Raw genomic sequence first — 12,722 nt, forward strand, 5'->3', positions numbered from 1 at the left:
CCTTAGTAGGAGAGGGACGGGAAAGGCGCGCCGGCCGCGCGGGTGGGCACCCAGACCGCCTTCGTCTGCGTGTACTCGTCAAGGACGCCGGGGCCGGAGGACCGGCCGTGGCCGGAGTCTCCAAAACCGCCGAACGGAACGGCCACGTGGATTGTCTTGTAGGAGTTGATCCAGAACGTTCCGGCCTTCACCTGGCGCGCCACGTGGTGGGCCCGGGAAACATCGGACGTCCACACCGCGCCGGCCAGACCGAAGGTGGTGTTGTTGGCCCTGGCGACCGCCTCCTCCTCCGTGTCGAAGGCGTCGGCCCCGACGACGGGCCCAAAGACTTCCGTGGTCTCGAGGCGGTTCTGGGGCGTCACCCCGTCGAGCAGGGTGGGCATGACCCAGTGGCCTCCGGCCAGCGGCGACCCGGCCAGAGCGTCCGGAAGCGTTCCGCCCGTGACCCGGCGGCCGCCGTCGTGCATTCCTGCCTCAATGAGTGAGGTGACGGTGGCGAACTGCTGGGCGGTGATGATCGGGCCAACTTCGGTGTCAGTGTTCAGCGGGTCGCCGACGCGCAGCCGCGCAGCGCGGTCCGCGACAAGCTCAACGAACTGGGCATGCACGCTGCGCTCCACCAGCAGCCGGGAGCCGGCCACGCATGACTGCCCCGCGCCGGAGAAAATAGCCGCGATGGCGCCGTCCGCGGCGCGTTCCAGGTCGGCGTCCGCGAAGACGATGTTTGCGCTCTTGCCGCCCAGTTCCAGCAGGGCGGGTATCCCCGTCTGCGCTGCTGCGACTGCCACCCTGCGGCCGGTGGGGACAGAGCCGATGAAGCTGACCTTGCCGACGCGCCGGTCGGTGGTGAGGGCCGCGCCCACCGTCTGGCCCAGCCCGGCCGCCACGTTGAACACCCCTGCCGGCAGGCCTGCCTCGTGGGCGAGCTGGGCGAGACGGACGCTTGAGGCCGGCGTGAACTCGCTGGGCTTGATGATCACGGCATTGCCCGCCGCGAGCGGCGCGGCGGAGTTCCAGCCAGCGGTGAACAGGGGAGCGTTCCACGGGGTGATGGCGACGACGACGCCCCAGGGAACGCGCTCCGTGTAGGTGTGCCACGGGCCGGGGACGGGAATGGTCTGCCCGGTCAGCTTGTCGGCCCAGCCTGCGTAGTAGCCAAACATCTCGGCTACCTTGGCGGCCTCGACGCGGGCGTCACGGATGGGCTTTCCTGTGGTCGCGGACTCGAGGATTGCCAGTTCCTCTGCGTGGGCTTCCACCACGCGGCTGACGTTGCGCAGGATGGCAGCCCGTTCGAACCCGTTCAGTCCACCCCAGATGGCCGCGCCGGCGGCTGAGCTTTCCAGAATGGCGTTGGCGCCTTCTGCCCCGGGGTCGGAATATGTGGAGAAAGCTTCGCCGGTGGCCGCTGCGGTGAGTGTGATGCTCTCCCCGCCGCCGGAAACTGTCGTGCCGTCGAGAAAAGCTCCGAGGGCCGCAGGAAAAGCTGCGTCCAGGACTGCCCGGGCGGTGGCCGCCGAGGACGATGTAGGTGCTGTTGTGATCGTCAACTGGTGTTCCCTCTTATCCACGTGTTCGAGATGCTTAGGTTCGAAATGCCCAGGTTCGAAATGCTCAGGCGACGGCGGTGGTGCCGGCCGCGTTTGTGTTGGGGGCGCCCGCAGGCGTCACCGCCGGAGCGACGGTCCTTGCTATTTCAGTGAAGTCCGCCTGCGGCCCGAGGACGGCGAGAGCCTCCTGCCATTGACCGGCGACGGCCGCCAGCAGCGCCGGGGTTTCGCCGATCTGGGCGGCGACCTCGACGGCGAGGGCCGCGTCCCGTGCCATCAGCCCCAGCGAGAAGCCGGAGTCGTGGGTTCCGGAAAGCACCCAGTTGGGGTACATGGTCGCGGAGACTTTGCTGCCGCCGGAGGCTTCGCTGATGCTTGCCGCCGCCGTGGCGGGGTCGATGCCGTAGGCCCTGGCGACACCGAGGGCTTCACCCACCGAGACCAGGTTGGCCGCAGCGAGGACGTTGTTGAGCAGCTTGACGACGTTGCCGCTGCCGGGAGCGCCGATGTGACTGTACTTGCCGCCCGTGAGGGCGAGCAGGACGGGCTCGGCGGCGGCAAGCGCGGCGTCGGTTGCGCCGACGAAGGCGCTCAGCGTTCCGGTCGCCGCGCCGTCCCGGCCGCCGGAAACCGGAGCATCGAGAAAGGCTGCGCCCTGTTCCTCAGCCAGGGCGGCCATGCGCTTGCTGGTGCCCGGCTCCGAGGTGGTGGTATCCACGATCGCCACGGTTCCTGGCACCGCCAAAAGCTGGGGCACGGTGGATTCGACGATGCTGGCTGCGGGCAAAGAGAGGACCGCGTAAGGGGTGCCTGCGAGATCGGCGAGGTCGGCGGTGGTGGCGATTCCGGCATCCGACGAGGTCGCCCTTGCCGCCTCGGACGGGTCGAAGCCGGTGACCTGCCAGCCGGCGCGGTGCAGCGTGGCCGCCATCGCTCCGCCCATGGCGCCGAGGCCAACGACGGCGATGCGGCGGTCGGGATTGGTGTTCATGGACAAACTCCTTGAAAGGTAGTTGGACCCTCCATGGGCCCGCGGAGGGCTTAGGTGCTGGGTAGGTCAGTCGAGGTAGATGTCGAGGTCTTTCCACAGCTGCTGGGTGCGGCGGATTGCGGCGCGGCTGCGTTGGGGGTGTGCCGCCTCCATCCCTGCGAGCAGCCCATAGACGAGTGAGTTGGCGGCGGTGACGGACTGGAAGAACGAGATTCCTTCTGAGGCCACCACCAGGAGGTGGTCGGCGGCGGCTGCAAGGCGGCCGCGCCGCATATCGGTGATGGCAATGACCTTCGCGCCAGCCTGCTTGGCGGCTTCCGCGGTGACGATGATCTGACGGACCGAGCGCCACATGTTGACGACCACCAGGACGTCACCTTCCCCGAGGGAGTTAGCGCTGGAGGCGAGATGCACGCCGCCGCGGTTCTCCAGCGCGATGGGGTAGCCCATGGTCGAACCCAGGTGCGCCATCACGCTCGCGGGGCCTGCGAATGAACCGAGGCCTACAACGGTGATGGACTTGGCCCCGGCCATGGCAGCGATGGCGGCCTCGGCGTCGTCGGCCGTGTTGGAGTCCAGTGTCAGGCGCAGGTTCTCGATATCGTGATTTAGCGCGTCATGGAGGGGGCTGCGGTGTTCTCCGTGCTCCGTCAGCGTGTCCTCGGTCGAGATCATCACCAGGTAGCGGGAGCGCAGTTCGCGCTGGAGATCGGGCCAGCCCCGGTAGCCCAGATGCTGGGCTGCACGGACGACAGTCGAATTGTTGACGTCTGCCCGCTGGGCAATTTCTGCGATGTCCGCGTAGGAGGAGAGCTGCGGATTGCGGGCGATGACGTCAACCACCCGGGTCTGCGCCTTGGTCAGCGAAACGTCCGGAAGCGCGTCGCCGAGCCAGGCACGTGAGCCGGTGCCAGCTGAATCGCTTCCGGCTGCATCGCTTCCTGCACCGTTCAAACCTGTGGTGTCGGCAGCAAGGCCTGCCGTGGTGGCATCCAAACCGGACCCTCCCTGTAACGTGGATCACTTTGCAAAGCCAATTGCAGCAAATGTACTACGCAATTGGGTTTGCGAAAAGGGGTTGGCGCTTCCGACGGGTAACCCACCAAAATCCTGCTGCCCCAAAGCGGGTTCAGATCCGCCCGGAAGCCCGTTGCAGCGGCTGTCTAACGGGGTCACTATGAAGATATGACCGCCGAAACTCCGAACGCAGACAAGCTGAATCTTCCGCAGGCTTTCCTGCTTTTGGCCACCAACGACAAGGACGGTGAGCCGGAAGTTCCGCAGAGCGTCCTCAGGGCCGCTTTGGCAGGGGCGATCCTGGCTGAACTGGACCTGCTCGGTGCCATCCAGTTGCAGGGGAAGTATGTCAGGGCTACCGGTGCCCCTCCGGAGACCGACTTCCGGCACCAATGGGAGGCCATCCACGACAAATCACGGCCGCACAGCCCCAGGCGGTGGGTCTCCATGCTGGAAAGCCGCGCGGAACTGCACCGTATCTATGAGGAGACGGCCGCCCTCGGCATCGTGAACCATGTGGGCGAGAGGCACCTCGGTCTGTTCCGGACGACCCGTTACCCCGAGAAGGACCATGCTCCGGAGGGGGCACTCATCAAGAGGATCGAAGCGGCACTCAACGGTGCGCCGTCGGACGCCAAAACTACTGCGCTGATAGGCCTGCTGCAGGCCGCAGGGCTGCTCGAAAAGCACTTCCCCACGGCGGATCCAAGCCGTGTCCGGGAATTGACCTACGGCCACTGGCCTTCGCGCGCTGTGGTGGACGAACTCCGCATGATCCGGCTCGCCGAGTCGGAGGCCGCCACCTAGTCAATGGTTGCACTAACCACAATCAGTTGATTTACTTCCTGACACGGTTCCTTAAGCAAACGGGATCCGAGTGCTTGGCGCGCAGCTGGTCTGCGCTGCTACCGGGGGAGCACCCGTCGGAGGGGACATGGCTGGGGAACACCGCGACGATTTAGTGATGCAGTCGCTGCTGCTGGACGAGATCGGACAATCTGTCATCGGCATGGACGGCGACTGGCGGATCACATACTGGAACCGCGCATCTGAGCGCCTGTACGGGTTCCGCCCGGACCAGGTTCTGGGACTGAAGATCACGGAACTGGGAATCTCAGGCGGCGCCGCGGCGCGCGGCGGAGGCGCCACGGACCTCGAAATAGCGCACCGGGTTGCCGGCGGCGGGGACTGGGCAGGCGAACTGTGGGTCCGCCACAGCACGGGCCGGGAGTTCCCGGTCCACGCGACAGTCAGCCGGATCAGGGGCCGGCACACAGTACCGGTCGCGGTGGTGGCGATCTCGAAGGACATCACCGACCGGAAGCACAGTGAAGCCATCCTGCGCAGGCTCTCGGCCATGGTCGAGTCCTCCGGCGATGCGATCATCGGGGCGGATCTCACAGGGAAGATCACCAGTTGGAATGCGGGGGCATCGAGGATGCTCGGCTGGAGTTCCCGGGAGGCGGTGGGACAGAGCTACCGGCTCTTGACGGCCGACGGCGGCGCCTACTTTGGCGCTGAGGTCACCGCCCGTGCGGGGAGCGACGCCTTCGTCACCGGTGTGGAGGCGCGGTGGCAGTGCAAGGACGGAGCGGTGATCGACGTCGAACTGACCGTCTCTCCTGTCTACGACCAGGACGGTGTCCAGGTGGGGGCGTCCGCCATCGCCAGGGACATCACTGAGATACAGCGGCTGAAAGCCGCAGCAGAGGCGGAGCGCGAGCGGCTGTTGGCCGCCCAGGAGATGGCCCACGTTGGAAGCGTCGAGCACACTGTCGCGACCGGGGAGACGTGGCACTCGGAGGAATTCGACCGGATCCTGGGGCTGTCCGCGGGCGACCGAAAGGACCGGGAATCCATCCTGGCGCTGACGCACCCGGAGGACCGGGGCCTCGTCCGCCGGGTCTGGAAGAGCCTGGAGGGCGGGCTCGGCTTTGCGGACTTTGAATACCGGATCATCAGGCCGAGCGGCGAACAGCGCTGGCTGCACTCGCGCATCCGCAGCATCAACAGTGCGGACGGCAGGCCGCTCCGGTTCCTTGACACCGTCCTGGACATCACGGACCGGAAGAATGCTGAGCAGATCCTGGAGTGGCAGGCCCGCCACGATGCCCTGACTGGTTTGCCGAACAGGTACCTCGTCACTGAAGTCCTACAGGGCTTCCTCGACCGGGACGACCGGCCCGGGGTGATGTTCGTCGACGTCGACCGCTTCAAACTTATCAATGACGGCATCGGCCACAGCGCCGGGGACACGATTCTGGTGCAGCTGGGTGAGCGGCTGAAGGCCGCTGTCAGGCACGGTGACACAGTGGGCAGGTTCGGCGGCGACGAATTCGTAGTGATCTGCGAGAACCTCCAGAAGTGCGGGGCCCAGGCCCTTGCCGAACGGATCAGGGACGCGACCCGCCACGCTTTCGACGTGGACGGCAGGCAGATTTACCTCAATGTCAGCGTCGGAATCGCCCTTGCTGACGCGGAGGACACCGCGGAGTCGATGCTCCAGGGCGCGGACGCGGCCATGTACCGGGCGAAATCAGCTGGCGGGGATTCGTCCGCGCTTTACGACGTGCGCATGACCGGCAGGGCGTCAGGGCGTCTGGACCTGGAGTCGGACCTGCGGCTTGCGCTGGAGCGCGGGGAGCTTTCCCTCAACTACCAGCCGATCCTCGACGTCGCCACCGAGGAAACCATCGGCTTCGAGGCGCTGCTGCGGTGGCACCACCGGGAGCACGGGCCGATTATGCCGGACGCTTTCATCCCCATAGCTGAGGAGACTGGGCTGATCCTGCCGATCGGCACGTGGGTGCTTCGTGAAGCGCTGCGCCAGGTGCAGGAATGGCGCACACACTTGCCGGGGGCGGAAAACTTTACCGCGGCCGTCAACATATCTGGCCGCCAGCTTGTGGTCAACGACTTTCCCGACGTTGTAGAGACCGCCATCCTCGATGCGGGCATCGACCCGGCCGCCGTCCACCTGGAAATCACAGAGACCGTGCTCATGGACCAGCCGGACCTGCCCAAGGAAACGCTGCAGCGGCTTGCCCGCCTGGGCGTTGGCCTGTCCATCGACGACTTCGGCACAGGTTACTCATCCCTGAGCTACCTCAAGTGGCTCTCGGCCCGCACGCTGAAGATCGACCGCACCTTCGTTGAAGAGCTGGGTACTGACCCCCACGGGGCGACGATTATCGAACTGGTCCTGGGCATGGCGGAGAGCCTGCGGCTTGATGTCGTGGCCGAAGGCGTGGAAACGGCCGTCCAGCTCGACGAGCTTCGTCGGCTGGGCGTGCGCCTCGCCCAGGGATACCTGTGGAGCAGGCCGCTGCCTGCAGAACGGATCCCCGCATGGCTCCAGGCCCATCCCGCTGGGGTTCCTGCCGAGGTGCCCGCCGGGATTCCCGCACGGGTGCCGCTGCCGCGGGTTGGGTAGTTCTGGAGCACGTCCCGGCATCGAATCCGATTTGTTGCGGCCGTTGATCAACCGGCGTTTTTTGTCAGTGCCTACTGTCATGCTGTGGGTATGGATGACACGGCGGTTGTGGCGACATTGGAGGGCATAGAGTCCTCTGTTGCTGCGTTGGGAGTTGTCATCGGGGCGCCGGTGACGCGAGCGGGGACGCGATCACGGCGGGTGCTGTCCCCCTGACCAGCGCGGACTCTTTTTCGGACCAGGATCCTTTGCGGGATCAGGCGGACGCGTATCTGGATGGCCTGGCCGGGGTGGCCGGGATGGAAGCCCGGCTGGCCGCCCTGAAGGTTCACTTGGCCGCCGGGTATGCCGCCGTTTCCGAGGCTCTGGCGGCGCAGGCTCGTTCTGCGCAGGAGCGCACCGCCCGGCAGATGGCCGTGACCGCCGAAGTCGCCGGCGTGCTGACGGTGAGTGAACGCACCGCCGGGGCGCTGCTGTCCGACGCCCGCACCCTGACCACCGGGCGGCCGCTGGCGCTGGCCGCGCTGGGATCCGGGACTATTTCCTGGCAGCACGTACGGATCCTGTGCGATGAAACAGCCAACCTGGAACCGGCCGCCGCGGCGGCCCTGGAAGCCCACTTCATGGATCCGGACGCGCCCGGTGCCGCCCGGGGCTGCCCGGCGGGGGAGCTGGTGCCGGGCAGGTTCCGCGCCAAGGTACGCGCCTGGCGGGAGCGGCACCATCCGGTGAGCATCGAAACCCGGCACCGCAGGAGCGCCGCGGACCGGCGGGTGGAGTACACCCCGGACCGGGACGGGATGGCCTGGTTCTCGGCGTACCTGCCCGCGGACACCGCGGCCGCCATCTGGAACCGGGTTACCGACGCGGCCCGGGCCCTGCAGGGTCCGGGCGAATCGAGGACGTTGACGCAGCTGCGCGCGGACGTCACCGAAGGCTGGCTGCTGGGCGGCGTGGCCGAGGGAATCCCGTCACCGAAGGCGCAGGTGCTGGTCACCGTGCCGGTGTTCTCGCTGATCGGTGTTGGGGAGGAACCGGCCACCCTCGACGGGTACGGCCCGATCCCGGCATCGATGGCACGAAAGCTCGTCGCGGACGGGGCGACATCGTTTCTGCGGGTGCTGGTCGATCCGCGGGACGGCGCGCCGCTGGAGATCGGCCGCACCAGTTACCGGCTGACCACCCCGATGCGCCAATGGCTCCGGCTCCGCGACGCGCGCTGCACGTTCCCCTGCTGCAACAACCCGTCCCTCGACAACGACGCCGACCACATCCTGGCCTGGTCCGACGGCGGGACCACCGGAATCAGCAACCTCGGCCAGGCATGCCCCAAACATCACCGCCTCAAACACAGCAGTCGCTGGAGGCCGGTCGGCGCAAACCATGACAGGCCACCCGGGTGGATTTCACCGGCGGGGCGCTACTACCCCAGCGAACAACAGGACTGGGAACCACCCCACTGGCCAGAGAATCTCGAGCCAGACAACCTCGAGGAGCCGGACAGTCCAGGCTGGCCGGACAGGATTGAGGAACCGGACAGTCCAGACTGGCCGGACAGGATCAAGGAACCGGATAGTCCAGGCTGGCCGGATAGCCTCGGGGGCATTGATCCGCCGCCGCCGCCAGATCCACTGACCTTGGATGCCTTGTCATTAGATCCACTGCCCGTGGATCCCTTTCCCGACTGGCTCTTCGTGGCTGCCTAATGCGCGGGGCGGGTTCATCCTGCTTCGGCGGTCGATCTCTGCCATGCGGGAAAAGGCAGGTGTAGATTTGCAGCATGCAGGTCAGTGGGCGCAAACGCGGCTGGATCATCGCGGCATCGGTGATTGCCGCCGTCGTGCTGGCTGCAGGGCTCGCACTGTTCAAGCCCTGGCTGCTGTTTGTCGACGTGCGGGTGGACGAGCAGTTGCCAACAGTTGCTGCCTCGGCGGAGCCGTCACAGCAGACTGCCTCTAAAGATTCGTCTCCCTCCACGGCCCCCACGGACGGAGCGCCTACCGAGGCGCCGGCACGGCCCGTGCAGCTTGCCCAAGGGACCCTGATCAGCCATGAACACGCCGCAACCGGAACGGTACGTATTATCCGGCAGCCGGACGGGACGCGGCTCCTGACATTGGAGAACCTCGACACGTCCAACGGGCCGGATGTGCACGTTTGGCTCAGTGCTGCGGACGTGGTGGAGGGGACTGCCGGGTGGTTCACGGCCGGTTCCGCCGACTACTTCGACCTGGGACTGATCAAGGGGAACCAAGGCAACCAGATCTACGCGATCCCCGCTGACGTTGACTTGTCCAAATACAAGTCAGTCGATTTATGGTGCGTCCAGTTCAGCATCTCGTTCGGAGCCGCCCAGCTGACCACCTGAGGCTCAGCAGGCGGCAGAGCTGAGATTCTTCGTGACGCAGTAATGGAAACCTGTGCGGTCCTCCGTCGCCCAGGCCTCGTAAAACTCGGCCTTTTCAAACAGTCTTCGGTTTTCGGCGTCGGGCTGGAGCCAGAGGATGGAGCCGTCGTCAGTAACGGCGTCCACGTGGCCGCTGCAGACGGAATGCCCCTGCTGCCGGATCTCGATGCTGGCCCCGACCAGGAGGGTCCAGTCGGTGACGCGCCTGAGTTTCATGGATTCAAGCTCCTTTGGCGGTAGGTGGATCGGAGCCAGCTCCGGTTGTCAGCGCACGTAGTCGGCGCCCGTGATGTCGATGGTGGCTCCGGTGGTGTGCCGGGTCCGGCCGGATGCCAGGAACGTGATCATCTCGGCGACGTCCTCCGGCGGTGTGACTTCACCCAGCGGCAGGCCGCTGAGCATTGGGTCTTCGGGGGAGATGTGGGCCGAGATGTCGGTGGCGACCCAGCCGGGCGCGACGGCGTAGGCGAGGATGTTGTCCTTGCCGTAGCCGCGGGCTATCCCTTTTGTGAGGGCAAGCAGCCCGCCTTTGGCAGCGCCGTAGGCGATGTGTTCGGCGTCGTCGCCCCGGTGGGCCGAACGGCTGGTGACATTCACGATGATGCCGCCGCCCCGCTTCCGGAACCCGAGGATGGCTTCCCGGCAGAGGTCGGCAGGGGCGAGGAGGTTGAGTTCGTAGTTGGCCTCCCAGCCCTGCTGCCATGCATCGGCGTCGTCAATGTCCGACGGAAGCCAGGCACCGGCGTTGTTGACGAGCACGTCGACGCCGCCACGCCAGTCAGCGGCTTCGGCCCAGGCCCGGCGCCGCTCGTCCGGGTTCCGCAGGTCGCCCTGCACAAGCCTGATGCGGTCGCCGAGCCGGTCCGCTGTGGCCTGGGCGGAGTCATTGTCGTTCCCGTAGTGCAGGACCACGTGGGCACCCTCGCGGTGGAGGGCCACCACCGTCGCCCGGCCGATGCCCCGGGAGGCGCCGGTGACCAGGACCGTCTTGCCATCCAGCATTCCCGCTGTACTGTTCGTGGATTCGGCGCTCATGCCACCGCCTGCGCGCCGGTGATTTCGACGACGGACCCGCAGATGTACGGCGCCTCATCCGAGGCGAGGAACGCCACGAGCGCGGCGACTTCCTCGGGCTTGCCGATGCGCCCTAATGGCACGAGCGCGTCGAGGTCGGCCACGGTGCGGCCGCTGCGCGCCAGGCCGGATTCGAGCATCGGCGTCTGGATCTCTCCCGGCGCGACGGCATTGACACGGATGTTATTCGGGGCGTAGTCGCGGGCCAGGTTCTTGGTGAAGGCGACGACGGCGGCCTTGGACACGTTGTAGGCCAGGTGGCCCGGCGCGGGGTAGAGGCCCCACTGGGATGCCGTGTTCACGATGGCGCCGCCGCCCGCCCCGATCATGTGGGGAAGGACCGCCCGGCACAGGTGGAACAGCGAGTCCACGTTGACGGCGAAGGACAGGTCCCAGTCGTTCTCTGTCAGGGTGAGGAGATTCCCGCGGCGGTTCACCCCGGCGTTGTTGACCAGGACGTCGAGCCGGCCCCAGGCGTCAATGATCTGCTGCACCGCAGCTGCCGAGGCTTCCGGGTCAAGGAGGTCAAAGACCAGCGGCTCCGCTGAGCAGCCTTCGCCCACGCGGGCGTCGGCGACCTCCTTCGCCGCGGCCTCGTTGACATCGCAGATAAACACATGGGCGCCCTCAGCGCCGAGGCGGCGGCTGATGGCTGAGCCGATGCCTCCGCCTGCCCCGGTAACCAGTGCCGTCTTGCCGTCAAAACGCTTGCCGTCAAAGCGTCCGGTGAGTCCCGCCGTCGTCAATTTTTAGTCTCCCAGGGTGAAGATGGTGCGGTGCCAGGCCTTGGCCTTCTCGCCGGTGAGGTCGAACATGACGTGCTTGACCACGGTGTATTCGTCGAAGGAGTAGGTGGACATGTCCTTGCCGAAGCCGGACTGCTTCATGCCGCCGTGGGGCATTTCGCTGATGATCGGGATGTGGTCGTTGACCCAGACGCAGCCGGAGCGGATTTCGCGGGTGGCGCGCAGGGCGCGGTAGACGTCCTTGGTCCAGGCGGAGGCGGCGAGGCCGTAGGGGGTGTCGTTGGCCAGGGTGATGGCTTCGTCGTCGGTGTCGAAAGGGGTGACCGCGAGGACGGGGCCGAAGACTTCGTCCCGGAAGATTTCACTGTCCGGGGTGGCGTCGGCGACGAGGGTCGGGCGGTAGTAGGAGCCGTTGGCGAGCTCACCTTCGGGAATACCGCCGCCGAAGACCCGGGCGTAACCGCGGGCACGGTCTACCATCTCAGCGACCTTGTCCCGGTGGACTTCGGAGACGAGCGGGCCGAGGTCGGTGGCGGAGTCCGAGGTGGGGCCGAGTTTGACCTTGGCGTAGAGCTCGGAGACGCCTGTGATGAAGTCCTCGTAGAGGGAGCGGTGCACGATGGCGCGGGTTGCAGCGGTGCAGTCCTGGCCGGTGTTGATCAGGGACCCGGCGACGGCGCCGTGGATGGCGGCTTCGAGGTCGGCGTCGTCGAACACGACGAAGGGGGCCTTGCCGCCGAGTTCGAGGTGCACGCGCTTGGCGGTAGTCGCGGCTGCGTCCAGGACAGTGCGGCCAACCACGGTGGAGCCGGTGAAGGAGAGCATGTCCACGTCCGGGTGGCGCAGCAGTTCGGCGCCGACGGTGGAGCCGCGGCCGGTGAGGACGTTGATGACGCCGTCGGGGAGGCCCGCCTCACTGGCGACCTGCGCGAACAGCAGCGTGGTGAGCGGGGTGATTTCGGCGGGCTTGAGGACGATGGTGTTGCCTGCCGCGATGGCGGGCAGGATCTTCCAAGCGGCCATCTGCAGCGGGTAGTTCCACGGCGAGATGGAGCCGATCACGCCGATGGCTTCGCGGCGGATGGAGGAGGTGTGGTCCGCGGAGTACTCGCCGGTGGCCTTACCCTCCAGGTTGCGGGCGGCGCCGGCGAAGAAGGCGATGTTGTCGATGGTGCCCGGGACATCGAATTCGCGGGTGAGACGGATCGGCTTGCCGGCCTGGCGGGACTCCAGCTGGGCGAATTCCTCGGCACGCTCTTCCATGAGCGCAGCGAACTTGGTCAGTACGGCCGAGCGCTCTGCCGGGGTGGCCCGGGACCAGGCCGGGAAAGCGTCCCGTGCTGCCCGGACGGCGAGTTTGACGTCGTCGCTGCCTGCCAGGCTGATGGTGTCGACGGTGGTTCCGTTGGACGGGTCGATGACGTCCACGGTTTCCCCCGAGGTGCCTTCGAGGATCTTGCCGTTGATGAACTGGCTCACAACTCCTGCTTTCAAGTGTTAGGGA

Annotated in this window: 11 protein-coding genes; 4 read left to right on the forward strand and 7 right to left on the reverse strand. The window is 66.7% G+C overall.

Annotated elements, in window-relative coordinates:
- Nucleotides 1–2: 2 nt before the first annotated feature.
- The 3 genes from ACIP9X_RS16700 to ACIP9X_RS16710 all read right to left on the reverse strand — a co-directional run bounded on the left by ACIP9X_RS16700 (nt 3) and on the right by ACIP9X_RS16710 (nt 3,495).
- Nucleotides 3–1,550, reverse strand: coding sequence for an aldehyde dehydrogenase family protein (locus ACIP9X_RS16700; RefSeq protein WP_400480875.1), 1,548 nt, complete (start codon nt 1,548–1,550; stop codon nt 3–5).
- Between the two features lie 64 nt (nt 1,551–1,614).
- Nucleotides 1,615–2,541: an NAD(P)-dependent oxidoreductase gene (locus tag ACIP9X_RS16705; RefSeq protein ID WP_400480876.1), complete on the reverse strand. Its 927-nt coding sequence runs from the start codon at nt 2,539–2,541 to the stop codon at nt 1,615–1,617.
- A gap of 66 nt (nt 2,542–2,607) precedes the next feature.
- Nucleotides 2,608–3,495: a MurR/RpiR family transcriptional regulator gene (locus ACIP9X_RS16710; RefSeq protein ID WP_400480916.1), complete on the reverse strand. Its 888-nt coding sequence runs from the start codon at nt 3,493–3,495 to the stop codon at nt 2,608–2,610.
- A 231-nt stretch (nt 3,496–3,726) separates the two neighbouring features.
- Here ACIP9X_RS16710 and ACIP9X_RS16715 point away from each other — a divergent pair, with 231 nt between their 5' ends.
- From ACIP9X_RS16715 to ACIP9X_RS16730, 4 genes are all read left to right on the forward strand, one after another.
- Nucleotides 3,727–4,365 (forward strand): GPP34 family phosphoprotein, encoded by a 639-nt coding sequence (locus tag ACIP9X_RS16715; RefSeq protein WP_400480877.1) that lies wholly within the window; start codon nt 3,727–3,729, stop codon nt 4,363–4,365.
- A 127-nt stretch (nt 4,366–4,492) separates the two neighbouring features.
- Nucleotides 4,493–6,991, forward strand: coding sequence for an EAL domain-containing protein (locus tag ACIP9X_RS16720; protein WP_400480878.1), 2,499 nt, complete (start codon nt 4,493–4,495; stop codon nt 6,989–6,991).
- Between the two features lie 248 nt (nt 6,992–7,239).
- Nucleotides 7,240–8,697 (forward strand): DUF222 domain-containing protein, encoded by a 1,458-nt coding sequence (locus ACIP9X_RS16725; RefSeq protein WP_400480879.1) that lies wholly within the window; start codon nt 7,240–7,242, stop codon nt 8,695–8,697.
- A gap of 74 nt (nt 8,698–8,771) precedes the next feature.
- On the forward strand, nt 8,772–9,359 hold the full coding sequence (locus ACIP9X_RS16730) for a DM13 domain-containing protein (RefSeq protein WP_400480880.1): 588 nt from the start codon (nt 8,772–8,774) through the stop codon (nt 9,357–9,359).
- A 3-nt stretch (nt 9,360–9,362) separates the two neighbouring features.
- Here the strand turns inward: ACIP9X_RS16730 and ACIP9X_RS16735 are convergent, their stop codons facing one another.
- Genes ACIP9X_RS16735 through ACIP9X_RS16750 form a run of 4 tightly spaced genes read right to left on the reverse strand, consistent with a single transcriptional unit; the run spans nt 9,363 to nt 12,697 of the window.
- On the reverse strand, nt 9,363–9,614 hold the full coding sequence (locus tag ACIP9X_RS16735; RefSeq protein ID WP_400480881.1) for a hypothetical protein: 252 nt from the start codon (nt 9,612–9,614) through the stop codon (nt 9,363–9,365).
- A gap of 48 nt (nt 9,615–9,662) precedes the next feature.
- Nucleotides 9,663–10,433 carry an SDR family NAD(P)-dependent oxidoreductase gene (locus ACIP9X_RS16740; RefSeq protein ID WP_400480882.1) on the reverse strand — a complete coding sequence of 257 codons (771 nt, stop codon included), beginning with the start codon at nt 10,431–10,433 and terminating at the stop codon, nt 9,663–9,665.
- The gene (locus tag ACIP9X_RS16745) at nt 10,430–11,218 is read right to left on the reverse strand and encodes an SDR family NAD(P)-dependent oxidoreductase (protein WP_400480883.1); all 789 of its coding nucleotides are present in this window, start codon (nt 11,216–11,218) and stop codon (nt 10,430–10,432) included. The genes ACIP9X_RS16740 and ACIP9X_RS16745 overlap by 4 nt, the downstream gene beginning before the upstream one ends.
- Nucleotides 11,219–11,221: 3 nt before the next feature.
- Complete coding sequence (locus tag ACIP9X_RS16750) at nt 11,222–12,697, reverse strand: gamma-aminobutyraldehyde dehydrogenase (protein WP_400480884.1); 1,476 nt, start codon at nt 12,695–12,697, stop codon at nt 11,222–11,224.
- Nucleotides 12,698–12,722: the final 25 nt, after the last annotated feature.

This window comes from Arthrobacter sp. NPDC093125, from assembly GCF_044754225.1.
GTDB lineage: Bacteria > Actinomycetota > Actinomycetes > Actinomycetales > Micrococcaceae > Arthrobacter.